We start from the raw sequence: 25,683 nt of genomic DNA on the forward strand, positions 1-25,683 counted from the left end.
TTAAGCTCCTTTTGTGTCCACAATCCAAGTATCTTTACTACCACCGCCTTGTGACGAATTGACGACGAGAGAACCTTTTTTCATCGCTACTCGTGTTAAGCCACCTGTGGTCACGTAAGTTTTGTTGCTTTGTAAAATAAACGGACGTAAATCCAAATGACGCGGTTCCAGAGAGCCTTTACCGATCAAGGTTGGCGCCGTAGAAAGCTTAAGGGTTGGCTGAGCAATATAGTTGCGCGGGTTTTCTTTGATCAGCTCGGCAAAGATCTGTTGCTCTTTCTTAGTGGAATGAGGGCCAACAAGCATGCCATAGCCGCCCGATTCATTGGCAGGTTTGACTACTAACTCATCTAAGTGAGCTAGCACGTATTCGCGATCTTCTTCGTTATCGCAAAGATAGGTCTTTACGTTTTTAAGAATGGGCTCTTCGTCAAGGTAATAACGGATCAAATCGGGCACATAGGCGTAGACCACCTTGTCGTCTGCAACACCAGCACCCGGTGCATTAGCTAGAGCAACGTTACCAGCTTTCCAAGCGCGCATTAATCCTGGGACACCTAGTACGGAGTTAGGGTGGAACGCTTCTGGGTCAAGGAATAGGTCGTCAATACGGCGATAGATGACTTCCACGCGTTCAGGACCGTAAATGGTCTTCATGTAAACGCAGTCGTCCTCGTCCACAAATAAATCCGCACCTTCGAGTAACTCAACCCCCATCTGTTGTGCGAGAAACGCATGTTCAAAATACGCTGAGTTATAGATCCCAGGTGTTAGGACAACGATTTCTGGACATTCAATGTCGCGTGGAGACAAAGCCGCGAGGGTGTCAAACAAGTCAGAGGTGTAAGACCCAACGGGTAAAATCTCGTCGTTTTCAAATAATTCAGGTAAAACTCGCTTGGTAATGGCGCGGTTTTCAAGCATGTAAGAGACACCAGATGGCACTCTTAAGTTATCTTCCAGAACGTAAAAGTCTCCGTGCTCATCACACACTAAATCTGTGCCACAAATATGCGCCCAAACACCGTACTTGGGTGAGACGCCAACGCATTCTGGGCGGAAGTTTTTTGAATCTTTGATGATGTGTTCTGGGATGATGCCGTCTTTGATACAGCGTTGATCGTGGTAGAGGTCGTCGATGAAGCGGTTTAGTGCGGTGAGTCGTTGCTTTAATCCTTCTGCGGTGATTTTCCAGTCTTTAGCGTCGATGGTTCGGGGGACAATATCGAAGGGCCATGCTCTGTCTATATTGCCTTCTTCGGTGTAAACCGTGAAGCTAATCCCCATTTCCTGAACTGTTGCTTCGGCGGTTCTGCGCCGCTTCTCAAGTTCTTCAGGAGGAAGACTTTCAAGATAATCCAGCAATTCTTTTGCCGGTTTTCTGGCTTTTCCTTGAGCATCAATCAACTCATCGAAAAAAACGTCTGAATTATAGTTATTAGTGAGTGTATCCATATTCAAATTATCCCCTTTAACGGCTGAGGACTGCACTATCACAGTTCATTCTCGTGCGCGGCATTGGTTATTGATGAACCAAAATAGAGCTGTTGGCAAGTGAAACTTAACCTTTACTATCGAAGAGCAATTTTTGGGCCAATAAAGAGACGTTTTACAGAGGTTTCTTTCAAGAGAATCTAGGGCGGAGAAGAACTTGAATCAGGTTTAAATAATCGGTTTTTGTTATGATTTTATTATTAGGGCATGAACAAAGGAATAAATGGTGGAGCAGGTAAAATTAGCTGATCACATTATTGTTGTTGGCGCAGGCATTGGCGGATTGACCGCTGCTTTGGGGTTGGCTAAACAAGGCTTTACTGTGGTTGTTTTAGAGCAAGCCCCCGAATTAAGCGAAGTCGGGGCGGGTTTGCAGCTTAGCCCCAATGCCGTCAAAGTACTGCAAGCATTCGGTGTGGCAGATGCCATTGAACCTCATTGCTTTACCCCTCAACGTGCCTGCATTCGTGATCATCGCAGTGGTCGTCATTATCTTGATCTGCCATTGGGGCGGGACATGGTAAAGCGTTACGGTGCTCAGTATTGGCATATTCATCGCGCCGACTTGCATCAAGAGTTAGTGCGAGCCTGCCAGCAACATGGGGTCGATATTCAGCTCAATCAGCGAGTAATGAGCTACCGAAACGAAAAGGATCACGTCAAAGTTCTGCTGGAAAAACAGACGATTAGAACCGATTTATTGATTGGGGCCGATGGAGTTCACTCCCAAATTCGTGAACTGATGTTGGGTGCGCAATCGCCAATCTTTACTGGGCAAGTGGCTTGGCGTGGCACGGTGCCCATTGCCAATATTAAAGGCGCATCGGTTCAGCCAAATGCTACGGTGTGGGCTGGGCCACATCAGCATATGGTGACTTACTATCTTCGAGGCGGTGAGTTTGTCAATTTTATTGCGGTAGAAGAACAGGCCAATTGGCGCTTTGAATCTTGGCGTGAAGAGGGCGACACTGACGTCTTACGCAGTAAATTCCATGGTTGGCATCCTGAAGTCACCTCTGTTTTAGATGGCTGTGAGTCAACGTTTTTGTGGGCCTTGAATGGTCGACCAGTGTTACCGACATGGCATGATGATCGAGTGGTTTTGCTTGGTGACGCGTGCCATCCTATGTTGCCATTTATGGCACAAGGCGCGGCGATGGCCATCGAAGATGCCTTTGTGCTGTCTGGTACATTGAAAAAGTATGATTACGAATATGCTTTTATGAAGTATGAGACATTGCGTAAACCTCGTGCAACAGCTGTGCAGAAGCAGTCACGAGAGAACGCCTCGTTATATCATATGCACGGTGGTTGGCAGGGGCGTCTAAAACTCGAAGCGCTGGGAGTGGCCTCTAAATTCGCCAATGGAATTATTCAAAGTAAGCTTGATAGCATTTATGGGCATGATGTCACCGCGCTACGCCTATAGTGATCAGGCCGTGCATTAATAAAAGGATGATGTTTTGAGCACGTCGCCATCTTTGCTAAAAGCTGAACTGATTTTAGTTTCAGTCACCATTATCGCCGCGTTTGGTTGGATTTTCTCCAAAGAAGCGTTGGTGGAGTTACCGCCCATTTTCTTTCTCGGAGTGCGCTTTGTCATCGCTGGGATAGTGCTTTTTTTCGTTGGTGCTCGCTTCTTTAAAGGGATTCGTTGGCAAGACTTAAAGGGCGCGACCTTGGTCGGCGCTGTCATGAGCATTGCCATGATGTTTTGGATTGTGGGGCTCGATCAAGTGAGCAATATTGGCGTTGGAGCCTTTATTAACAGCTTGGGTGTCATTTTAGTGCCCGTTTTCGCGCGCTTTATGTTCAAGGAGCGTCCTGCTCGTAGTATTTGGATTGCTCTTCCCATTGCCGTGATGGGCTTAGGGTGTTTGGCGTTAGGTAATGGCGTGAGTTTTGAGTGGGCGCAGGGCTTCTTTCTTGTGTCAGCGATTACCTTTGCTTTTCAATTTAATCTGCTAACTCGCATGTCGACGAAACTGCATGTGCTGGTGCTGACTGCGATACAGCTGTTTACTGCGGGTGTCGTTATGTTAATGGTGTCTCCAACCATTGAAGAGGTGCCTCACTCCGTATCATTGCCCATCGTAGGCTGGTTTTTAGCTAGCACACTGATCGCCACCAGTTTACGTTTCTTGCTGCAAACTTTCGGCCAGAGCTTAACGCCTGCTAGCCATGCGGCAGTGATCATGAACTTAGAGCCTGTTTGGACAGCACTGTTGGCGGCCATTTGGTTTAGTGAAACCATGACCAGTCTTCAACTTATAGGATGTGCGCTTATTTTCTCCGCTATGCTGGTCAGTAAGTGGAGTCAGGTCCGCGCTTTTCTGAGGCGCAAAACCGCTTAATTATCGGGGAAAAGCTGGTTCAACATATGCTGAAATAGTTGGTGAGATGCCGCATCAAAAGGCCCTGCAAAAAAGCCTCTACGATGGAATAAACCATCGGTTAGTGCTACCAAAAACTGGACCCTAGCGCGGATGTCCGCTTCGTCGTCTAGGGCATAACGTTGACGCACCAACTTTACCGCGTGCTCGGTCAGGCGGTGATCCGCATTGTACTGGATTTTGGCTAATGCTGCTGAGCGATTCGCCTCAGCTTTGATTTCCATATTTAAAATGCGTTCTGCGTGGAATTCTTGTTCGTGCTCCGGTTCGAACATTCGTGCCAGCCAGCCTTTCTTTTCGAGAAACTCTTCCATCATTAGAAGATATTCTTCGGTTTTTTGCTCTACTACAGCGCGAATAATATCCTCTTTGTGGGCAAAATAGCGATAAATTTGGCCTACACTGAGTTCAGCTGTTTTCGCGATGTCGGCCATACTGGCCTTGTGAAAGCCTTTCTCCACAACGTGCACGATAAATGCATTCATAATCTGCTGGCGGCGTTCTTGCTCATTTACCGGAGTTTTTTTCATAAATATTTACACGATTTAAAGATGGGAACTGTAACCAAGCTGGATTATAGTGTGAATGAACGCTCATTCTCAAATGATAATTATTGGAGTCACCACAGTATATGCTGTCTAGGAACATATTGATTACAGGGGTTGTACTGGCCTCGGCGATTTTGGCGGGTTGTCAAGAAAGCGAAAGCAGTGCCGCAGCGAGCGCGCCAGCTCAGCAAGCACCAAAAACTCAAGTGGGTGTCATCACCATTGAAAAGCAAGAAGTAAAGCTAACGTCTGAATTGCCTGGCCGAACCAAATCCAGCCTTGAGGCAGAAATTCGTCCACAGGTGGGTGGTATCGTGGAAAAGCGTTTGTTTGAAGAAGGTCAGACCGTATCGGCTGGAGATCTGCTTTATCAGCTAGACGACTCAGTATATAAATCTAATTTAGAGCAGGCACAGGCAGACCTAGACAGCGCTCGTGCCACGCTAACCTCGACTAAACAAACCTACGAGCGTTACCGTCAGCTTAAAGAACGTAACAACGTTTCTCAGCAAAACTTAGATGATGCAAATGTCGCCTATCTATCTGCAGTTGCTGATGAAAAACGTGCAGTTGCGGCATTAAACAGCGCCAAGATTGATTTGGCTTACACGAAAATCACAGCGCCAATCGATGGCAAAATTGGCATCTCGGATGTCACAGTAGGTGCCTTGGTGACAGCTGGTCAATCGACGGCGATGACCACTATCCGTGCCATGGACCCTATGTTCGTTGATTTGGCTCAAACCAGTGTTGAACAGCTTCGTCAAAGAACTTTATTGAGCCTAGATCACGTCAGCCTAGGAGATCAAAGCGTAACTCTCACCTTAGAAGATGGCTCTGAGTACCCTTACAAAGGTCGTTTGAAAACCCGTGAAGTGAACGTAGATGAGATGACCGGCAGTGTTACCTTGCGTGCAGAGTTTGATAACCCTGATGGTCTACTGTTGCCAGGGATGTTTGTACGCGGACAGATTAACGATCTGAATGACAGCGAAGCGATTCTGGTGCCTCAACAGGGCGTTTCCCGCGATGTGAAAGGCAATGCCATTGCATACGTTGTCAATGCTGATAACAAAGTTGAGCAGCGCATTCTGGAAACAGAGCGTTCCATTGGTAATCAATGGTATGTCACGGACGGTATCAAAGCGGGTGATCGAGTTGTCGTTCAAGGCAGTTTGAAAATTCGTGCAGGGGCTGAAGTGAATGCCGTGGAACTGCAACGTGATCCACAAACGGGTCGAATTGTTGAAGCAAATGCTGCGACCACTGGCCAGTAAATTAAAGGAGCCAAGTTTATGATTGCGCAGTTTTTTGTTAAGCGCCCAGTCTTTGCTTGGGTGATATCAATTGTCATCATGTTGGCAGGTATTCTTGCCATCACACAATTGCCTATTTCCCAATATCCGAATGTAGCACCGCCTTCTATCCGAATTTCTGCTACCTACAATGGTGCATCGGCGGAAACGGTTGAAAACAGTGTTACACAAATTATTGAGCAGCAGCTTACTGGTCTAGATGGCTTGCTGTACTTCTCATCAAGCAGTAGTTCTACTGGTCGTGCCAGTATTGATGTGACCTTTGAGCAAGGCACTGATGCGGATACCGCACAAGTTCAAGTTCAGAATAAGGTTCAGCAGATCACGTCAAACCTACCGTCTTCTGTACAGCAACAAGGGGTGACTGTGACCAAGTCTCAGTCTGACTTCCTGTTGATCATGGCGCTTTATGATGAGACCGATCAGGATAACGCCAGCGACTTATCTGACTACCTAGTATCGAATATGCAGGACCCTATTTCTCGACTTGAAGGTGTAGGTAGTGTTCAGGTATTCGGTTCGTCTTATGCTATGCGTATTTGGTTAGATCCACTTAAATTAGCGACTTATAACTTAATACCATCAGATATTGCGAATGCCATTGAGGCGCAAAACGTTCAAGTAGCAGCTGGTAGTTTGGGGAGTTACCCCATCGCGAAGGGCCAAGAGCTAAATGCGACGGTAACGGCTCAGTCAAAGCTAGAAACACCGGAAGAGTTTGAGAACATCATTCTTAACTATGATGACAATGGTGCGACGGTTCGTCTGAAGAATGTGGCGACGGTTGAACTAGGTAGTGAAAACTACAACTTTACGCCACGCTTAAACGGTCACCCTTCTACAGGTATGGCGGTGATGCTGGCGCCTAGTGCGAACGCATTGGAAACCTCTGAGCGTGTAAAAGCAGCCATAGAAGAATTGAAGCGAGGCTTACCTGAAGGTTATAAAACAGCTCTGCCACTAGACTCAACAGAGTTCATCAAGATCTCTATTGAAGAGGTGGTGAAAACACTGTTTGAGGCGATTGTTCTGGTTGTCATCGTGATGTTTGTGTTCCTACAAAGCTGGCGTGCAACCTTAATCCCTGCGATCGCAGTACCTGTTGTGTTGCTAGGTACTTTTGGTGTTTTGCAGGCGTTTGGTTACTCAATCAATACCTTGACCATGTTTGGTTTAGTACTCTCGATTGGTCTACTTGTGGACGATGCCATCGTTGTGGTGGAAAACGTTGAACGGGTAATGGAAGAAGAGAAACTGTCTGCTCGTGAAGCCACGATCAAGTCGATGAAAGAAATCACCAGCGCATTGATTGGTATCGCGGTGGTTCTGTCAGCGGTATTCGTACCGATGGCCTTCTTTAGTGGTTCGACGGGGGTAATTTATCGCCAATTCTCGATCACCATTGTGTCGTCAATGGTGTTGTCGGTGATCGTGGCATTGACCTTGTCACCAGCCCTTTGTGCCACACTTTTGAAGCCAAGTCACCACAAAGAAAAGCGTGGCTTAGGTGGTTGGTTTAACCGTACTTTTGACCGTTGGACGGAACGTTACAGTGGTCGAGTGGCGACGCTAATCAAGCAACCGGTTCGTTGGTTAGCAGGTTACTTGGTGATCATTGCTGGTATGAGTTACTTGATGATCAACACGCCAACGGGCTTCTTACCGACTGAAGACCAGGGTAATGTCATGGTCATCGTATCCTTGCCAGAAGGGGCTTCGATGGCCCGTACTGAAGAGGTTATGGATAAAGTACAAGATCATTTCTTGAACAATGAAAAAGATTATGTGGACTCTATCTTTACCATCTCTGGCTTCAGCTTTATGGGAACAGGCCAAAACGCGGGTATGGCATTCGTATTGCTCAAACATTGGGATGAGCGTACTAAGCCTGGAAGTTCTGCGGCGGATATTGTTGCGCGTTCTTACCCAGGTTTAGCTGATATTCGTGATGCGCAGATCTTCTCATTGTTACCGCCTTCTATTCGTGGTCTTGGCCAAAGTAATGGCTTTACCTTCGAGCTTCAGGCTGCGGGTAATACGAGCCGTGAAACCTTGCTTGAGATGCGTGATAAGTTATTAAGCGACGCCCGCGCGAGTCAGATCTTGAGTGGTGTTCGTATGGGTGGACAAGGGGAAACCCCACAACTTCATATCGATATCGACCAAGAAAAAGCCTCGGCATTAGGGCTCTCTATGGCTGACATCAGTAGCACATTGTCTTACGCTTGGGCGGGTAGCTACGTGAATGACTTTGTCGACCGTGGTCGTGTGAAGAGTGTGTATGTTCAAGGTGACGCGGAATACCGTGGTGCGCCATCGGATTTACAGCACTGGTACGTACGTGGTGATGGTGACAAAATGACGCCATTCTCCGCGTTTGCTGACAGTGAGTGGACGTATGGCCCTAAAACACTTGCGCGCTTCAATGGCTTGCCCTCATATGAGATCCAAGGTTCGGCTGCAGCGGGTCTAAGTTCTGGTGATGCCATGACTGAAATGGCTCGTATCGCTGAAGACTTACCGCAAGGGGCTTCTTACGCTTGGAGTGGTTTGTCCTACCAAGAGCAGCAATCGGGCGGTCAAACGTACTTCTTGTATGCGGTTTCTATCTTAGTGGTTTTCCTATGTCTTGCTGCTTTGTATGAAAGTTGGACGGTACCGTTCTCGGTAATCATGGTTATCCCACTTGGGGTGATCGGTGCAGCCGGGGCTATCTACTTACGTGATCTACAAAATGATGTGTACTTCCAGGTAGCCCTATTGACCATCATAGGCCTGTCGTCGAAGAATGCCATTCTGATTGTTGAATTTGCTGAAGCGGCCTATCGTCGCGGTGAGAATGTGTGGCATGCGGCAACGGAAGGCGCACGTTTACGTCTTCGTCCGATTATCATGACATCGCTTGCCTTTATCGTTGGTACATTGCCACTGGCACTGTCTTCTGGTGCGGGTGCTAACAGCCGAATCTCAATCGGTACTGGTATTGTGGGGGGGACCTTAACGGCAACGTTATTGGCGATCTTCTTTGTACCGTTGTTCTTCGTCTTGATTCGTCGCTTATTCCCTAAGCGCCCGATTGAAGATTGATAAGAACCGAAGTGAAAAAGTAAAAGGAGCCAAACTTGGCTCCTTTTTTTATGCTGAAATGCTTGAGACTAAGCTAAGAGCGCTTAGTGCTTAGAAACGTAACACGCTCATTCTGTTTACAGAGTTGTGCGATTTCAGAAGGGCGACCTTGATCATCAAAGTGAACCAAACCAATACCGGAGTGATTCAGTAAGCGCTCGCCGTGATCTGCGTTATCGGGTTTGCGTGGTGATATCCGTAATGAGCGTCGCTTCGTAAATAGGTTTAAAGGGGACCAAGGCGCGTACAGCCAACGGTTGAGCCGGTCAAACCACTCCAAAAGATCGCGTGGGAATTCGTTACGTAATCCACTACTTGTGATTTGCCAAATATTCGGGCTGCTTTTATGACCTCTTAACTTGATGTCGTAGGCAAACGAGTAGTGTACATCACCTGATAAAATCACGAAATTTGTTGGTGTTTTGGCATGGGTAAATAGGTTCATTAATGCATAAGCTGAGCCAGGGTGTGCCATCCAGTTTTCCGCATCCACCATCAGGGGTTTACCAATCCAAGTGAAGACTTTCTGAATCGCTTCGATCAACTTTACACCGAACATGGGCGCAGGAGACACCAAGATCACGGAGTCTAGGTTTTTGATGTCCTGTTGCAGATCAGTGATGGCTTCCCAATCCATAAGACCTGATGGATTGCTAAAGCTTTTTTCTGATCGCCAACGGCGTGTGCGGGTATCTAGAACAACAAGTTTTGGTTGGGTGTCCCAGTGGTAATGCCATTGGTCGTAGGCAAGTAGCTCATCAATAAAGGTATCCCGTACTTGCGCTTCTTGGGTAAGTGCAGCTGTCTCGGCCTGTTTTATAAAAGCATGATCGTATTGTGCCGGATTGTTTCCCCAGCCCTGACAAAGCAAGTAACCAAATAAAGCATTGCCGATGATGCGTTTCGATAACGGGTGTCCGAAGGCGGTTTGCTCCCACTCTGCAGTGAGGTTCCAGTCATCCGTCACATCGTGATCGTCAAACATCATCGCACTAGGAATGTGCGCAAGCACACGTTGTACTTGCGGAAGTCCTTCCACGAACTCTTCTATGGCTTTACGTTCTTTGTCATAGCGAGTGCGATGTTCTTCTTTGATGATGCTGTCCGGACGCTCAAGAGAAATATGACGCCAAAGTGTCGGAGACCATACGAGTAGATACATACAAATTACTTCAGCAAAACTCATTAAATGGTTATGCGCGGTATCCGTTGTGAAAACGGGCTTTTTCTTGCCTTTGAAGAATTGTGTTTTGACCTCATCATTTTGATCGCTCTGGGGTAATAATGCTTCTCGCTGATAAAAATAGGGTTGTTCGGAAAGTGACTGTTCTGCACAGGGGAGATTTTCTTCGTCAATCCCGAGCAAACTGATTGCCTGTCGGATGGCATGTAACATTGGACCAGCAACGTCGTCTGCATAGATTTGATCACCAGATAACATCATTAACGAGGGCCACTCTTCGATAGGCGTTGTCGCAAGGTGATAATCCGCTTCCACTAGACCGTCTCCCGCTTGCTGGTTTTCTTTCTGATTGTGGAAGCCGTAATGGGCTTTTCGACAAGAGCCATGCAGAATTGAATTCACATTCGGGCGCCAAATAAAAGATGTGCCACACGTGCTTTTTGAATAGCTTAAATCTTCTTCGGCAAGTTGAGCTAAAGCTACTCCGTTAACATGTATTTGATAGGAGAGTGGGGTGTTTGATGGTAGTGAGCTATCAAACTGAACCTGAATTAACTTTAGATATAGTCTTTTCCCTAGGCAAACAGTATCGAAGTAAGTTGTTTGTGGTAATGCTGTATTGTCGTTATAAACCGTTATGTCAACGACATCATCGCTTTGCAGTGCAAGCCATAAGTGTACGGCATTTGAGTCCAGCTTTCGCAAGATTGGACCCGCAATGATAGGGGATAAAGCTTGTGATGTAAGCTTTTCTTCCATGTCTTGTCTCCGACAGTGAATAGTAATGTCTATCATCCTACTAAAAAAAGCTATGTGAGTATTCGAATAGATAAAAATTAAGAATCCACTTGCATAAAACAAGAAATGTTTCATTGCTAATATTAGCTAGGAAAATACTGATTTATCATTTCAGGTAAAAGCGGTCAGCGAATAACTTTGACTGAAAGTTTTTTGTAGGCAATTGCCTGTAAATTGTAAAGATTGATCTAAAAAGAAGAATGAATATGGATTGAGTTAGGCTAAATAATGGGGCTGATGTTAAAAATACGCCGATGGAAATGATCTGGATGATCTCTAATTATCATAGCTGGACTCATTTACTATCCACTTAAGATTTAATTTAAATATAGTGTTTCAGTAAAGGTTAATTATTCATGGATTTGAAGCTTATAGTCGATCAAGGACAAGAGTTACTCGGTCATCGAGCAGAGATTGCTGTTGATGCTGATGTTTTTTCGATTGGTAGAGGAAATGATAATTCTTGGGTGTTGCCTGATCCAAAGCTTCATATTTCAAATAAACATTGTGTGATCCATCGTAAAAATGACGAGTTCCATTTAACCGACATTAGCACGAATGGTGTCTATTTAAATGGTCATTCAGAACCATTAGGGCGAGGGCGAAGCCAAATACTGAGGCATGGTGATTCGATCATTATTGGTGAATACCTTATTAATGTATCGCTTAGTGGTATCAATAGCTCCTTCGTTAACAACACTACTCCTACACACGAGGAACTAGACTCTGCACATCCGAGAGATGAGGTCGAAGATCTCACGGCGGACTTGGTTGCTTCTACCAAGAATACTTCCTCTCTGGCTTCGACGAAACATGTGCTTGAAAGTGTAGTATTTGAAACGCCTTCAGCTGCTGAGCTGACGACTAAAGATGCGACGCTTGATGAGTTATTAGACGATGCTGTGCCATTGCCATCTACTGAGCCAACAATCAGTGAGTTGTTGCGTCCCGTAGCACCAGAAAAAGAATTCTATGTACCGCCTAAAGCGGTCACAGAGAAAGAAGCCTCTCACCAAGTAGAAGACTCTCCAAGTCAAGAGGAAAGCCAAACGAAACAAGCTATACCAGCAAATTGGTTAGACTTCGCAAACGAGTCTGATCAAAGTCCATTGGCTTCATCAAGAGTTGAAGCGAATACCGTTCATTCGCCAACGAACACTCCCGCCTTAGACGCTAATGATACCGTGCATAAAGCTGATGCTTTGGATCATATAGACCGTTCAGCTATACAAAAAGAAATGGATGGTAATGGTCATCCTCTTGAAAAGGAAATGCCTGACTTTGAAATTCAGGAGCGCTCAATAGCGAGTCGTATGGAGGAGCAGATTAGAACTGCTATCGCAGATGAGAAAACTCAGTCTACTAATGCCCAAGAGGTATCAGAACAACATGAGCTTTTCGATATTATGATGAAAGAGGCTGGGATTTCGGAGCATCTGTTTCACGGTAAAGACAAGCGTGATATTGCGAAATTAATGGGGCGTATGTTGCGTCAGTTTGCACAAGGAACCATAGATACATTGGCTACTCGTAGCATGGTAAAGAGCGAGTTTAGATTGCAGCAAACCATGATTCGGCCTGTAGATAATAATCCGTTGAAGCTATCGCCTTCGGGAGATGAAGCTCTGAAAATAATGTTGATGGGAGACTCTTCAGCGTATCTACCCGCAGAAAACTCGATTCAAGAAGGCTTTAAAGATATTCAAGCGCACCAATTAGCCATGATGTCGGGAATACAAGCAGCCTTCATGCATTTATTACAGCGTTTTGAGCCTGAAATGCTAACGCAAAAATTCGAAGCTCGGCCGCGCTATCATAAAGGTCTATTAAATCGGAATAAAACCGATCTATGGCGTGAATATCAAGATTATTACCATGATATTTGCGCCATGATGGAAGATGAGTTTCAAGACCTTTTTTCAAACGAGTTCGGCAAAGCTTATGAAAACCAGCTAAGGAAAATTCGATGAAACCAATTTTGCTTGGTAGCCTATTAATTGGATGTGCCTGGTTGTCGGGGTGCTCGATTAATCCTTTTTCCGATGCGGAAGATGAAGGCATCAAGCTGCAGTTTGATATGTCGGCAACCGAGTCGCTTAACCCAGATATTAATGGTCATCCTTCACCGATTGAAATCCGTGTATATCAGTTAAGTTCTACAACAGAATTTGAACGGTCGGATTTCTTCGATTTATATCAAGATGATCCTCTACCATCGAGTTTATTAGATACACGTATTTTTATTATTAAACCCGGTGAAACCACTCGAATAGTGTCAGATTTGGATCTAGAAACAAAGTTTATCGGGGTTGTTGCAGGATACCGCGATTTAGATCATGCAACTTGGCATGACGTTATTCAAGTAAGAGATGAAAGAGGCTTCCTGCGTCGTTTAATTGGGTCACATAAACGAATGACACTTCAAGCTGAAGCATCGAAAGATGAAGTGTCGCTAATGGATGAAGAAGAGTAGTTGTAAATGAGCTGGCATAGAAAAGTGGCATGGCTGGAAGGGGCGTTTATAAGACCGCAGCACTTCCAGCAACAAGATAGATATATGGAATGGAGTCTGGCTGCTCTAACGCATCAGTTGAATAGTTATGCTTGGGGGATATCTGAGCTGCAGTTTGATGAGGCCGCTTTGCGACTGGGGCACTTTGTCTTGAAAAAGTGCCGCGCTATTATGCCTGATGGTTCCATTATTGACATGCCAGCAGAAGATGACGTTCCAGCTCCTCTGGCTTTGCAAGAGCCTGATGAGGGCGTGTTAATTTATTTAGCCGTTCCTATCTGGCGAGCAGGAGCAAATGATATTGACCGCCAGCAAGCGGAAGACAGTAATGCTCGATTTCGCTTAGTAGACATGGAAGCTCCAGATATTGTGGCGCAATCAAATACGCATGCAAACATAGAGCTTGCTAATAAAAAAATAAGTGTAATCACTGACAAGGATGGCCCTAAGCAGTTCTCAACCATTGCCATTGCCCGGGTGAAGTCGGTAAAAAATAAAGCCATTGAATTAGACGAGGCTTTTATACCCGCTGCATTAGATATTAGTTCCAGCCCTGCATTGATCAATATTGTACGCGATATTCAAGGGCTTGCATTAAAGCGCGCTTTACTGCTCGCTGAGCGCTTGAAATCTTTAGGTGAGGGGGGCGGTGTCGAAATATCAGATTTCTTACTATTGCAAATGCTTAATCGATATCAGCCCATGCTGGAGCATTATCTTAGAGCCAATAATGTGCACCCTGAAAGAGTATATGAAACCCTCATCCAAATGGCATCTGAGCTTGCTACTTATACACATGTTGATAAGCGGTTAAATGATGCGCCGGTATATGAACACAGCAATTTACAAATGACATTTGAAAGCTTTGAACCATTACTTCAGCAGCGCTTAAGTATTTTATTGGATCAGAGCGCGATGCAGATTGAACTGGTGATGAAAGGCTTTGGCATTCGCATTGGCTACATACCGGAGCTGGATCGTCAGGCAAGTTTTGTGTTGTGCGCAAGAGCAGATATGCCAAATGAGGAGTTGCGCCGTTTATTGCCTCTCCAAGCAAAAATTGGTTCGATTGAAAATATCACAGATTTAGTAAATAAACAGCTGCCTGGTGTGCAGATAGCTCCTATGGCAGCTGTGCCGCGACAGCTTCCTTTCTATTCCGGTGCTGTGTACTTTGAATTAAAGACTCAAGGTAAATGGTGGCATGATATTACCGAATCTAAAGGCTTAGCTCTTCATGTAGGTAGTCAGTTCCCTGGGATTTCTCTTGAACTGTGGGTCATTAAATAATACTTAAATTGGATAATATTAAATGGATTTTAATGGTAACCGTACCGTCATCATTCCTGTTCCGGGTGGCCAAGCCACTCTTGCTGATCAAGTACCTTCAAGTCATATAAAAGGTGATGTTAACTGGGCTGACCTTTTAGATGATCCGGATAAGTTTTTGTCCTCCGGATTAAATCGCTTGGAAAGTGCTGCCTTCAAACTACTTTCTCTAGTGCCTGCAATTCGAAAGTCTCAGACAAATCCAAGTCCCGCTTTATTGCGCCAACAAATTGTCGAAGAAATAGAGGCGTATGAAACGAATGCTAGAAAAGCGGGTGTGGATGCTAGGACCGTAATGATAGGGCGTTACATATTGTGCACCATGCTAGATGAGGCGGTACTGAATACGCCTTGGGGTGGCCAAAGTGATTGGCAAAACGATTCCTTACTGAGTTTGTTTCATAAAGAAACGTGGGGCGGTGAAAACTTCTTCGTCATGCTTGATAACTTGGAAAAAGATCCGGCGGGTAACATTGACCTATTAGAGTTAATGTATGTTTGTCTGTCTCTAGGTTTTGAAGGTCGATACGCGTTAGAGGCAGATCGTTCAGGGAAGATAATTGAGATACGTTCTAAGTTATACCGATTGATTCGCTCTCAGCGTAAAGAGCCTGCTCGTTATTTATCTGTAAACTGGCAAGGTGGCAATATTTCTGGCCGTGGCTTGAGACGCTTTATTCCCCTTTGGGTATTTGTATCAGGGCTGGCTGGCATCTTAGTGTTGCTGCTGTTTATTCTACTGTATTTATTGAATCAAGCATCCCACTCGCCCTATCAAAAGATGGCGCAATTGGCACAACATACTGTAACTACCTTAGATCGCCCAAGGATCATTGACGTTTCAGCACTTAAAACGTTACGCACCTTCTTGGCTGAGGAGATTGAGCAAGGCTTAGTGACGGTCAATGAGCGCGATGGCAATGTCCGAATCGTTATGCAAGGGGATTTATTCTTTGCATCGGGGCGGGCGCAACTTATGTCGAACTATAATTCGCTTGTTGAGCGTGTAGCTCAGGCCTTACTTCAAGTGAATGGCGCAGTTGTGGTCGAAGGACATTCAGATAATCAACCAATAAGTACCCTAAAATTTCCTTCTAATTGGCATTTGTCTAAGGCTCGAGCTGAGTCAGTTGCGGGAGCCTTGCGAGGATACACGCAGGAATTCGAGCGTTTTAAAGCGGAAGGAAAAGCCGATACTCAACCTGTTGCTGACAACAAAACAAGAGAAGGGCGTGCTCAAAATCGCCGTGTTGAGATCGTCTTACTCTCTAATCTTAAGTGGCGTAACCAAGGAAGAAATAATTAATGCGATTGCCTATTCTGCGACTGCCTGTTTGGCTATTACGTTTATTGAAAATGATGATTGGTGTTATCGCATTGCTGATTTTGGCATTGTTGATATGGTTTGTTACTCCTTTAATTCGGTTTGGTGAAGCGGAGCCATTTGCTTCAAGTACAGTTCGAGCTGTGTTGATAGCGCTCATTTTTCTGACTTATTTAAGCTTCAAGTTTAAGCGTTTCTTCGTACGCAAGCGTAAAAATGAAGACTTGGCCAAAGAAATGGCAAGCGCTCCCAAATTGCAAACACCATTAGGTCAAGAGGAAGTAGCGGAGCTTTCTCATAAATTTCAGTCAGCGCTTCAGTTGTTGAAGAAAGTAAAAACTAAAGAAGGAGGTCGTGGGAGTTATCTTTATGTGCTGCCTTGGTATGCGATCATAGGGCCTCCTGGAGCAGGTAAAACCACAGCTTTACTGAATTCAGATTTACACTTTCCCCTGATAGATTCTGTCGGAGCCTCAGTGAAAGGGGTAGGGGGAACGCGTAACTGTGACTGGTGGTTTACCGATGAAGCAGTTCTACTCGATACAGCTGGACGCTATACCACACAGAACGCGCAAAATGAGCTCGACGAAGTAGAGTGGAAAGGCTTCTTAGCGTTGCTGAAGAAGTTTCGCAGTCGCAAGCCGATTAATGGGTTGATCGTTTCTTTTCCTGTGGATTACTTATTGAAACTCCCGGAAGCTGAATTGATCACACATGCTAAATTCATTAAGCAGCGTATTCATGAGTTTCAAGAAACGTTTAAGATTCGTTTTCCCGTCTACGTCACTTTAACTAAAACCGATTTATTGCCTGGTTTTAGTGAGTTTTTTGATGATTTAGGAAAAGAGGAGCGCTCGCAAGTATGGGGTATGACCTTCCCATTGAACGAAGGCTCTGACCAAGATCAGGATGTTGTTCCGGATTTTTTAATGGAGTTTCGTACTTTACAGGAGCGTATCCAATCTCTGGAAACCAGCCGCTTACAAGCTGAGTCAGACGTTAATCGCAGAGAGCAGATATATGTATTTCCTCGCGCTTTCGGTTTATTGCAAGACCCTGTTGCAGCCTTTTTAGGAGAGATTTTTAAGTCTACTCGCTACGAAACGCAACCTTTACTTCGCGGAGTCTATTTAACCAGCGGTACACAAGACGGGACGACATTAGATCGTGTTATTAGCTCTCTTGGGGCGAACTTTGGGTTAAAAACGGAGTCCGCTACAGGTCGACCAGGCAAAGGAAAAGCCTATTTCTTACACAATTTAATGACCAAGGTGATTTTTAAGGAATCGGGGCTCGCGGGAGTAAACGTTAAACAAGAGCGTCGTATGCTAATGATGCATCTAGCGGGTTATACGGCGGCTGCGCTATTGACTATTGGGTTGTCCACTTACTGGTTATATACCTATTTCAGTAATCAGCAATTGGTTGACGCGGTACAGCAGGACATCGAGGCTGCTGAGTATGAAATCAATAACATTAGCGCCTATGACCATGATTTATTAGCGCCTGTTCCAGCCTTAGATAGCGTGCGCAATATCACGACAGGTTACGCTGACGATCAAGAGGAAGGGTTACGTTCTTTTTTTCAAATGGGGCTTTACCAAGGAGATAAACTTGGCCAAGGTGCCAATGAAGCCTATCAGCAGTTGCTGTACAAGAGTTACCTCCCTAGAGTGATGGCTCGTCTTGAAAAAGCCATGTTTGAAGACCGTAGTAATGCAGATGCTTTGTACGAGACACTTCGTGTCTACCTTATGTTGTCAGATCAAAAGCATTTTGACGCGCAAATTGTTAAAAATTGGTTTAACCAAGATTGGGAAAGAACTCTACCGAAGTCCTCACAAGCAGAACAAATACATCGTTTAAGTGCTCATTTAGATGCTTTGTTAGGATTTTTGCCGTCATTGCCTGCTCTTGAGCCGAATGCTGAACTGGTGGCGAGTGCTCGATCTGTATTAAGTAAACAGCCGCCTGCACGTCGCTTCTATGCGCATTTAAAACAAGATGGCTTGAATAACCGAGAGCTTGATGAGTTTCGCCTAGTGGACGCTGTGGGGACGGACTCTATTTACTTGTTCCGCTTTAAAAATGGGCAAAAACTGACTTCGGGTATCAATGGGTTTTATACCCGCGACGCCTACCGAAAGTATTTCTTAGAGCAGCGTCAGGTCATGATTCAGAACCAATTAACGGATGAGTGGGTCATGGGGGAGGAGTATGGTCTATCCACTGTCGGTGCTAATGCGGATATGCTCTTCCACCAAGTAGAAAACCTGTATTTAGATGATTATCTTTCACAATGGCGTGGTTACATTGAAAGCATCGGCTTTAAACCAGTAAACACGAACGACGAAAGTTTACTGCTGCTCAAGCGCCTTTCTCGGGATGACTCGCCATTGATTGGTCTGCTTAAAGGAATCAAAAAACATACCTCAGCAGAAGCCTTTACATTACTGCCAGATGTAGATGCACCTAACGGTATGATGGATCGAGTCAGTAACGTTTTAACATCCGTTAGTGATCGAATGCCTAAAGGTTACCAGATGAGTACAGATAACCCAGTTGTCGAGTATTTTGCAGACTTGAACAACATGATAGAAGGCTCAGAGAACAATGCGCCTCCAATTGATGAAACCTTGAAACTATTGGATGAGCTGTATGTTTACATGAGCGCTATGGATGGCTCACTTAATCGTGGAAAAGCTGCTTTCCAAAATACCTCAGACCCAAATGGGCCTTCCGCCGTGTTGCGAGAGATGGATGTTGAAGCGTCGAGATTTCCTGAGCCGCTATCTGGGTTCATTGAACGTGTAACAGACAACGCTAGACGTCTGACGACGACCGATGCCAAAGGCTATATGGAAAGGCGTTGGCAGAATGATGTGATTCAGCAGTGTAACGCAATGATTGCCAATCGCTATCCCTTCAATAAAGCCAGCAATCGTGAGGCGACGATTGGCGACGTAAGCGCGTACTTCGGTCCTAACGGGATCGTAGAAACCTACTTCAATGATGTCATGATCGATTACGTCGATACTACAAGACGACCTTGGCAATGGAACAGTACTAACGGCATTAGCTTAGGGTTTGCAGATGAAGTACTGAATCAGCTCGAAATAGGGCGGGTCATTCGAGATACCTTTTACCGTAATGGGCAGACTGATCCAAGTGTCAATTTTGAATTGAAACCATTGAAAATGGACAAGTCGATTCTGCGAATGAGTCTACTGATCAACGGTCAGCAAATGACTTACGCCCACGGTCCTCAACGAGGGAAACGCTTCCATTGGCCTGCAGAAGACAGTGCGGAACGAGGCTTAGCGCGTCTTGTAATTGTAACCGCGGAAGGTCAAGAATCCATCACTGAGCAAGGGGATTGGGCGTTATTTAGGCTCTTTGATGAAGCGGATATCAAGCGATTAGACAGTGAACGCTACATTTTGAACTTTACCCTGAATAACGTGTACTCCGTTTCGTTAGAGCTACGTGCTGGCAGTGTTTACAACCCATTCCTAATGTCTGAGCTACAACAAGTGAGGTGTCAGTAATGTCTGGATTAACCATTGGCATCTATGGAAAGTTGCCTGCACACCCTGACTTTATTTCCGATTCGATTCACAGTGAAATTAGTAATGAGTTGTACGAATGGGGGCAAACATGCCTGTATCACAGTCAGCAGTCTTTGTCTGACATGGATTGGCTATCTGCCTATTTAGTTTCACCGATTTGGCGCATGTGCGCACCGCCTAAGGATAAAAGGAAGCATGCTTGGATAGGTATTATGCTACCAAGTGTCGATGCTGTGGGGCGTTATTTCCCGTTATTTCTGGTCTTTGAAATAGATCCTAAACATCTGTGTATGGAATGGTTGTTTAAAGAGGCTAGCACGTTGTTTGCAATTTTAGAAAAAGTCTCCTTACAGGCATTGCAACAACGTTTGTCATTGAAAGCTGTTAAGCAGCTATTGGATGAAGAGCTTAATCGTTTTGAGCTAGGAGAGAACTTGCAATTACCAGCGGGGTTGGAGGAAAGCGTTTCTGCGACTGTAAAGCAATTGAACTCAGAGGCTTTACTAGCTTACTTACCGACTCCCTTGACGCATGTTGAAAACTCTTTTTGGTGGTCTTTCGGAGAGATATATGGCCGAAAAAATCCGTTGCTGGTTGCCAATAATCTACCTAATCACACAGAGTATCAATTTTTACTGACAGGCAAAATTGCATCACAGCAATCGAAAGAACCACTAGAACAAAGTTAAGGCCGTGCCATGAATATGTATGTATGGGAAGGGCATGGTCAAACTGACACAGGCCCGCAACGTAGTGAAAACCAAGATAGCTTTATTACGCTTAATGATATAGGGCTCTGGTGTGTTGCGGATGGTATGGGAGGACATAAAGAAGGTGGTATTGCCAGTCATTTGGCAACACAAAGCCTAGAAGACATTCGTCATAAAGCTTTTGAGTCATTAGATACCTTAGCCGTAGCGGTCCGAGAAATAGTCTTAGACGTGAACCGCTCATTGTGTGAAATGTCCAGTAGCTTTTACGAGCGTGAAGTCATTGGTACGACAATCGTTGTGCTCATGATTTATCAGCAACAGGCTAAGGTTATTTGGCTGGGGGACTCCAGATTATATCGCCTGCGCGGGACCTCATTTGAGCTGGTAACACGAGATCATACACAGTACGAGGAGCTACTAAGTCGAGGTTTAGTTCATGACAACCAACCTGATCATCCTGCTCATCACATACTTACTCGCGCGCTGGGGGCTGCAGATCAGTGCGAATTAGAAGAGCTTAATCTTGAGGTTATGCCTGAGGATATCTTTCTGATGTGTACCGATGGTGTGTCAAACACGATCAGTCAAATGGATCTCGCTAAAGTTATTTACTACAGCGAAGACAAGGTTCGAGCCGTCGCGAATTTAATTAACATGGCGCTTGCAAAAGATGTCTCAGACAACGTTACCGCCGTTATCGTAGATAAGGGAGTGTTATGAAACATATTAAGTTAACTTTGCTATGCACTGTGGCGCTTCTGATGCATGGATGCGCTATGTTTCAATCGCCACAGGAACGAGCTGAGGCCGGTTGGGAAACCGTGACCATTGCGTCCTTTGATCAAATGGAGCCAGCCATCGATCCTTATTTAGGTGTGGATACGATCGGTGTGCTGACATTGATTGAGAGCGATGACAAACCAAAAGCTTTGGTGCAAAAGGCTTGGCAGTCGCTCAAAGATGGTGACTATAAGCAAGCCAGAATATTACTAGGGCAGGCGCTTTATGTTGATGGAGAATACAAAGAAGCGATTGCCTTAAATAACCAAATTACTGCCGATCTTAACGATTACGCTTACAAACACAACTTTGATTTAATGGCAGATAAAACCGTTTATTTGGCGAATGAGGGCGATTCTTTAGAAAATATTTCCGATCAAGCGTATGGTACTCAAAATTACTTTCCGTTCTTAATGCGCTTAAATACCCTCGCTCAATCCACCCTTACTCAGGGGGATATTGTCTGGACACCCCCAATAATTGGTCAGTCAAAAAGCGTTTCTATAAAAGCCAAGCCGAAAGCCGCTGTTGTAAATAAGAAATCATTACCAATTATTCAGAAAAAAGAACAAGTCTTGGAAGATAAAAATACAGCAGATAAATCGTCAAAAACACCAAAAGATACTAATAAAGGAGTATCTAAATTAAATGGAATTGTTGAATTTTCAAGTAAGAAAACCCTTCCAGAAGATAAGCAACCCCTTCCAGAAGATAAGCAACCCCTTCCAGAAGATAAGCAACCCCTTCCAGAAGATAAGCAACCCCTTCCAGAAGATAAGCAACCCCTTCCAGAAGATAAGCAAACCCTTCCGGAAGATAAGCAAACCCTTCCGGAAGATAAGCAAACCCTTCCAGAAGATAACCTAAAGAAAGAAGAAAGCGATGCGATTAATAATTCAGAACCTGATGAGTTAAAAAATATAAAGCCAGCCAAATCAGTAAAACAAACTGTCAGTATTCATCAAGAAAGTGCACAAACTGAGAATAAAGAGGGCTTGAGTGAGTTAGAAGTAAAAGGTTTGTCAGCATTGAGAAAAGGTCGCCGAAATGATGCTTATCTTCTGTTACTCTCCGCCTCAAGGCTTTCGACAGACAGCCAAAAAATCCTTGATGAGCTTAAGGTTGAATTGATAGATGAACCTTATTTGAGAGGCATCTCAAATTATCAATCTCAAAATTTAAAACAAGCCATCGCTGATTTTGATCAAGTATTAAGTGTTGCGCCTGATCACATTCAGGCTAGCTTGTATCGTGCTCGTTGTGTGCGTCTGTTAGAAAAGCTTCAAACGATTCAATAATTCAATTGACTGAACAAATCGTGTGACAGGGATAGTATGGACTATATAGACGCGCTCAAGCCGATTAATGAAGATAGACCTGCAGGGATAGATATTCGTGATGATGCCGAATTAAGTGAATTGTATTATTCGCTCCGTGATCTCAGGAATGGTATCCGGGCAGAAGAGCGTAAAATCGTCCAACTCGAAGATTTGCATTCTTTATCTGGTGAATGGCGCCCTGTTAGGGAGCAATGTCTTCAGATCCTTACTGATCATTCCAAAGATGTCGAAGTGCTTGCGTGGTTAATTGAAGCTTGCATACGCCTAGATGGTTTCCCAGGGCTGGCGCAGGCCTTGGCGCTAGCTGAACAAATGGTGTCGACATTCTGGGGAAGTTTGTACCCGCTACCTGATGAAGATGGTATCCAAGCAACCTTATATCCGCTTAGTGGTCTTAATGGAGATAATGGTGAGGGAACGCTCATCATGCCAATTCGAATGTCTCCGTTCATGTATACCCACGAAGGTGAGCCCGTATTGGTATGGGACTACATCAAAGCCTGTGAATTAGGGCAGATCCAAGATCAAGACAAACGTAAACGCCGCATTGATAACGGTGAGTTAACCGTTGATCAACTGCAACAACAGGCACACAGCAGTAATACCGATCAAATACGTACGATCGCCACTTCCGTTTACCAAGCACGAGAACATTTTATCGCGCTTGAAGACTTTCTAAATCAACAATGCGGTTTCGATTCACCGCCAACATCTGCTATCAAAAATACCTTAGCCGTAGCCCAAGAAGCCATCAAAGTCATCGCACATATTGATGTTACGGATCAGCCTGCAGAAGAAGTGCTGGTTGAAGAGCTCAATGTGGAAGCTCAAATACCTGAGCCAGTATCGCAGAACACGTTACAAGCATCGGCTTCCTTTGATCCGATGACCTACTATCCGACATCCCGAGACGAGGCCTTAATTATGACCTCGCGACTGAGTTTGTTTTTTGAAAATACAGAGCCACATTCGCCATTATCCCACCAAATGAAACGTGTTGAACGATGGGGGCGAATGAGCCTTGCAGAATTAATGGAAGAGCTTCTAGACGATGATAATGCTCGCAAGCAGTTCTTCCGTTTAATTGGCCTCAATCCAAGCAGTGGGGGCTAATGAACTACCGGTAGCTAGCGTGTCGCTGGCCACCAAAACAAAAGTTCGAAATATTTATCCATGCCTTAAGCGCCGGTAAATGTGAATTAAAGGAATAGCCGAGGACGAAACATGAGTAGTGAAAGCATTCACAAAAAATTAGAGCGAGTACGTAAGCCACGTGTTCACATCACCTATGATGTGGAAACGGAAGGTGCTGTTGTGGTCAAAGAACTGCCATTCGTAATGGGGATCATGGGGGAATTCACAGGTAATAATCCTGGGGTGCCGCTGAAGAGTCTAAAAGATCGCAAATTTGTTCAAGTTGACCGCGATAACCTAAATGAAGTAATGGCAAAGCTTGAGCCCGGTTTGGCGTTCAAGGTGGACAATAAATTGACTGAGCAGCAAGGCACTATTCCCGTCGACTTAAAGTTTCGTTCAATGGAAGACTTTGAACCAGGTCAAGTGGTGCAACAAATTGACCCGCTGAAAAACTTGTTGGATACCCGCAACAAACTTCGAGATCTATTAACTAAAGCAGATCGATCAGAAGAGCTGGAGTCTCTGCTAGAGCAAGTTCTTCAGAGTACAGATAACGTTCAGCAGCTATCTAGTGAGCTGCAAGATAATGACGGCAACTAGGGGTAACAGGGATGACTGATACGACTGCAACGCTTGATCCACAAACGCAAACACAAACGCTAGAGCAACCGAGTCTACTAGACCAAGTAATTGGTGCGACGAAGCAAACTGAAAGCAGTGTTGCGAAAGATTTGCTAAAAACGCTGGTTGATGGGGCGATGGAAGGAACCGTTGTTTGGGACCGAAATATCGCAAAAACCATCAATCAAGCCATTAACTTACTTGATCAAAAACTGTCTGAACAGCTCAATGAAGTCATGCATTCAGAAGAGTTTTTGAAACTAGAAGGCTCATGGCGTGGTTTGAAGTACTTGGTTCATAACTCTGAAACCAATACTTCGCTTAAACTGAAAATGCTGAACTTGAGCAAAAAAGACTTATACAAAGACCTTGATCGAGCGGTTGAATTTGACCAAAGTGAAATGTTTAAAAAAGTCTATGAAGAAGAGTTCGGTACACCAGGTGGTGAACCGTTTGGCGCCATCATCGGGGACTATGCATTTGATAGCTCGCCAAACGACATCGAAATGTTGTCGAAAATGTCGAATATCTCTGCGGCAGCATTCTGTCCTTTCATCGCATCGGCAGGTCCAGAGTTATTTGGTCTAGAAAGCTGGACGGAATTGTCACGTCCTCGTGACCTCGAAAAAATCTTTGATTCAAAAGAATACATCAAGTGGCGCAGCTTCCGTGATACAGAAGATTCACGTTTTGTTTCACTGACACTGCCTCGTGTTCTAGCACGTCTACCTTATGGTGATAAAACCAAACCGATTGACGAATTTGGTTACGAAGAAGCGCCAATTGATCAAACGGGTATTGCACGTGTGGCAGAGCATGATGACTACTGCTGGATGAATGCTGCCTACGTGATGGGAACGCGTATGACCCATGCCTTCTCAACAACGGGTTGGTGTACAGCAATTCGAGGTGCAGAAGGTGGTGGTCGTGTAGAAGATCTACCGACGCACATTTTCACCAGTGATGATGGTGACCTTGACCTGAAATGTCCAACGGAAATTGGTCTGACGGATCGTCGCGAAGCGGAGTTATCAAAGCTTGGATTCCTTCCGCTTTGTCACTACAAGAATACTGATTACGCGGTGTTCTTTGGTGGTCAGACTGCTCAGAAACCTAAGATCTACGATCGCCCAGAAGCGACCGCAAACGCGGCTATTTCTGCGCGCTTACCGTACATGATGGCAACGTCTCGTTTTACTCATTACTTAAAGGTCATGGGACGCGACAAAATTGGCTCTTTCATGGAAAAAGAGGACGTGGAGTCTTGGTTAAATCGTTGGTTGCTGAACTATGTCAACAACAACCCAGACTCTGGTCAGGACATGAAAGCTCGTTATCCACTGCGTGAAGCAAAAGTGCAGGTGACTGAAGTACCAGGGCGTCCTGGCTCTTACAACGTGGTGGCTTGGATGCGTCCATGGCTTCAACTTGAAGAGCTGACGGCGTCGATGCGTATGGTTGCGCGCATACCACAAATGGGTAACTAATCAGACATAGTAC

At 45.0% G+C, this 25,683-nt stretch carries 18 protein-coding genes; 15 read left to right on the forward strand and 3 right to left on the reverse strand.

Translation table 11 applies throughout. The features are described from left to right. Positions 1 to 1,455, reverse strand: a complete 1,455-nt coding sequence (locus ACXAC1_RS11515; RefSeq protein ID WP_475061596.1) for a circularly permuted type 2 ATP-grasp protein — start codon at positions 1,453 to 1,455, stop codon at positions 1 to 3. A 262-nt stretch (positions 1,456 to 1,717) separates the two neighbouring features. On the opposite strand from ACXAC1_RS11515, the gene ACXAC1_RS11520 reads away from it, so the two are divergent. Beyond that, positions 1,718 to 2,923: an FAD-dependent monooxygenase gene (locus ACXAC1_RS11520; RefSeq protein ID WP_475061597.1), complete on the forward strand. Its 1,206-nt coding sequence runs from the start codon at positions 1,718 to 1,720 to the stop codon at positions 2,921 to 2,923. A gap of 34 nt (positions 2,924 to 2,957) precedes the next feature. Further along, entirely contained in the window at positions 2,958 to 3,848 is an 891-nt protein-coding gene (locus tag ACXAC1_RS11525) for a DMT family transporter (RefSeq protein ID WP_475061598.1), read from the forward strand. Here ACXAC1_RS11525 and ACXAC1_RS11530 read toward each other — a convergent pair. Further along, positions 3,845 to 4,417, reverse strand: coding sequence for a TetR/AcrR family transcriptional regulator (locus ACXAC1_RS11530; protein ID WP_475061599.1), 573 nt, complete (start codon positions 4,415 to 4,417; stop codon positions 3,845 to 3,847). The two genes, ACXAC1_RS11525 and ACXAC1_RS11530, sit on opposite strands and share 4 nt — an antisense overlap. 101 nt (positions 4,418 to 4,518) lie before the next feature. Between ACXAC1_RS11530 and ACXAC1_RS11535 the strand changes: the two genes are divergently transcribed. Further along, positions 4,519 to 5,712, forward strand: coding sequence for an efflux RND transporter periplasmic adaptor subunit (locus tag ACXAC1_RS11535; RefSeq protein ID WP_475061600.1), 1,194 nt, complete (start codon positions 4,519 to 4,521; stop codon positions 5,710 to 5,712). A gap of 18 nt (positions 5,713 to 5,730) precedes the next feature. After that, positions 5,731 to 8,838, forward strand: coding sequence for an efflux RND transporter permease subunit (locus ACXAC1_RS11540; protein ID WP_475061601.1), 3,108 nt, complete (start codon positions 5,731 to 5,733; stop codon positions 8,836 to 8,838). A gap of 73 nt (positions 8,839 to 8,911) precedes the next feature. Here ACXAC1_RS11540 and ACXAC1_RS11545 read toward each other — a convergent pair whose 3' ends face one another. After that, complete coding sequence (locus ACXAC1_RS11545; RefSeq protein ID WP_475061602.1) at positions 8,912 to 10,819, reverse strand: alkaline phosphatase D family protein; 1,908 nt, start codon at positions 10,817 to 10,819, stop codon at positions 8,912 to 8,914. 395 nt (positions 10,820 to 11,214) lie between these two features. Here ACXAC1_RS11545 and tagH point away from each other — a divergent pair, with 395 nt between their 5' ends. The 11 genes from tagH to tssC all read left to right on the forward strand — a co-directional run bounded on the left by tagH (position 11,215) and on the right by tssC (position 25,670). After that, positions 11,215 to 12,828 carry a type VI secretion system-associated FHA domain protein TagH gene (gene tagH, locus ACXAC1_RS11550; RefSeq protein WP_475061603.1) on the forward strand — a complete coding sequence of 538 codons (1,614 nt, stop codon included), beginning with the start codon at positions 11,215 to 11,217 and terminating at the stop codon, positions 12,826 to 12,828. Further along, entirely contained in the window at positions 12,825 to 13,331 is a 507-nt protein-coding gene (gene tssJ / locus ACXAC1_RS11555; protein WP_475061604.1) for a type VI secretion system lipoprotein TssJ, read from the forward strand. The genes tagH and tssJ overlap by 4 nt, the downstream gene beginning before the upstream one ends. Before the next feature lie 6 nt (positions 13,332 to 13,337). Beyond that, positions 13,338 to 14,660, forward strand: coding sequence for a type VI secretion system baseplate subunit TssK (tssK, locus tag ACXAC1_RS11560; protein ID WP_475061605.1), 1,323 nt, complete (start codon positions 13,338 to 13,340; stop codon positions 14,658 to 14,660). Positions 14,661 to 14,682: 22 nt separating this feature from the next. Then, positions 14,683 to 16,005, forward strand: coding sequence for a type VI secretion system protein TssL, long form (tssL, locus tag ACXAC1_RS11565; protein ID WP_475061606.1), 1,323 nt, complete (start codon positions 14,683 to 14,685; stop codon positions 16,003 to 16,005). Next, positions 16,005 to 19,571, forward strand: a complete 3,567-nt coding sequence (gene tssM, locus ACXAC1_RS11570) for a type VI secretion system membrane subunit TssM (RefSeq protein WP_475061607.1) — start codon at positions 16,005 to 16,007, stop codon at positions 19,569 to 19,571. The genes tssL and tssM overlap by 1 nt, the downstream gene beginning before the upstream one ends. Next, complete coding sequence (tagF, locus tag ACXAC1_RS11575; RefSeq protein ID WP_475061608.1) at positions 19,571 to 20,281, forward strand: type VI secretion system-associated protein TagF; 711 nt, start codon at positions 19,571 to 19,573, stop codon at positions 20,279 to 20,281. Before tssM ends, tagF begins: the two co-directional genes overlap by 1 nt. A 9-nt stretch (positions 20,282 to 20,290) precedes the next feature. Next, positions 20,291 to 21,025 (forward strand): PP2C family protein-serine/threonine phosphatase, encoded by a 735-nt coding sequence (locus ACXAC1_RS11580; RefSeq protein ID WP_475061609.1) that lies wholly within the window; start codon positions 20,291 to 20,293, stop codon positions 21,023 to 21,025. Then, positions 21,022 to 22,383: a hypothetical protein gene (locus ACXAC1_RS11585; RefSeq protein ID WP_475061610.1), complete on the forward strand. Its 1,362-nt coding sequence runs from the start codon at positions 21,022 to 21,024 to the stop codon at positions 22,381 to 22,383. The genes ACXAC1_RS11580 and ACXAC1_RS11585 overlap by 4 nt, the downstream gene beginning before the upstream one ends. A gap of 36 nt (positions 22,384 to 22,419) precedes the next feature. After that, a complete protein-coding gene (gene tssA, locus ACXAC1_RS11590) occupies positions 22,420 to 23,538 on the forward strand; it encodes a type VI secretion system protein TssA (protein ID WP_475061611.1) in 1,119 nt (372 codons plus the stop codon). Positions 23,539 to 23,649: 111 nt separating this feature from the next. Beyond that, positions 23,650 to 24,162 carry a type VI secretion system contractile sheath small subunit gene (gene tssB, locus ACXAC1_RS11595; RefSeq protein WP_475061612.1) on the forward strand — a complete coding sequence of 171 codons (513 nt, stop codon included), beginning with the start codon at positions 23,650 to 23,652 and terminating at the stop codon, positions 24,160 to 24,162. Between the two features lie 11 nt (positions 24,163 to 24,173). After that, the gene (gene tssC, locus ACXAC1_RS11600; RefSeq protein ID WP_475061613.1) at positions 24,174 to 25,670 is read left to right on the forward strand and encodes a type VI secretion system contractile sheath large subunit; all 1,497 of its coding nucleotides are present in this window, start codon (positions 24,174 to 24,176) and stop codon (positions 25,668 to 25,670) included. Positions 25,671 to 25,683 lie beyond the last annotated feature (13 nt).

Source organism: Marinomonas sp. AWM4_232, assembly GCF_056158325.1.

Coding starts and splice junctions, on each gene's coding strand:
- tssL (WP_475061606.1), top strand. CDS start 14,683: ATGGATTTTAATGGTAACCGTACCGTCATCATTCCTGTTCCGGGTGGC.
- tagH (WP_475061603.1), top strand. CDS start 11,215: ATGGATTTGAAGCTTATAGTCGATCAAGGACAAGAGTTACTCGGTCAT.
- tssK (WP_475061605.1), top strand. CDS start 13,338: ATGAGCTGGCATAGAAAAGTGGCATGGCTGGAAGGGGCGTTTATAAGA.
- ACXAC1_RS11520 (WP_475061597.1), top strand. CDS start 1,718: ATGGTGGAGCAGGTAAAATTAGCTGATCACATTATTGTTGTTGGCGCA.
- ACXAC1_RS11540 (WP_475061601.1), top strand. CDS start 5,731: ATGATTGCGCAGTTTTTTGTTAAGCGCCCAGTCTTTGCTTGGGTGATA.
- tssC (WP_475061613.1), top strand. CDS start 24,174: ATGACTGATACGACTGCAACGCTTGATCCACAAACGCAAACACAAACG.
- ACXAC1_RS11515 (WP_475061596.1), bottom strand. CDS start 1,455: ATGGATACACTCACTAATAACTATAATTCAGACGTTTTTTTCGATGAG.
- ACXAC1_RS11545 (WP_475061602.1), bottom strand. CDS start 10,819: ATGGAAGAAAAGCTTACATCACAAGCTTTATCCCCTATCATTGCGGGT.
- tssB (WP_475061612.1), top strand. CDS start 23,650: ATGAGTAGTGAAAGCATTCACAAAAAATTAGAGCGAGTACGTAAGCCA.
- ACXAC1_RS11580 (WP_475061609.1), top strand. CDS start 20,291: ATGAATATGTATGTATGGGAAGGGCATGGTCAAACTGACACAGGCCCG.
- ACXAC1_RS11585 (WP_475061610.1), top strand. CDS start 21,022: ATGAAACATATTAAGTTAACTTTGCTATGCACTGTGGCGCTTCTGATG.
- tagF (WP_475061608.1), top strand. CDS start 19,571: ATGTCTGGATTAACCATTGGCATCTATGGAAAGTTGCCTGCACACCCT.
- tssJ (WP_475061604.1), top strand. CDS start 12,825: ATGAAACCAATTTTGCTTGGTAGCCTATTAATTGGATGTGCCTGGTTG.
- ACXAC1_RS11530 (WP_475061599.1), bottom strand. CDS start 4,417: ATGAAAAAAACTCCGGTAAATGAGCAAGAACGCCGCCAGCAGATTATG.
- tssA (WP_475061611.1), top strand. CDS start 22,420: ATGGACTATATAGACGCGCTCAAGCCGATTAATGAAGATAGACCTGCA.
- tssM (WP_475061607.1), top strand. CDS start 16,005: ATGCGATTGCCTATTCTGCGACTGCCTGTTTGGCTATTACGTTTATTG.
- ACXAC1_RS11535 (WP_475061600.1), top strand. CDS start 4,519: ATGCTGTCTAGGAACATATTGATTACAGGGGTTGTACTGGCCTCGGCG.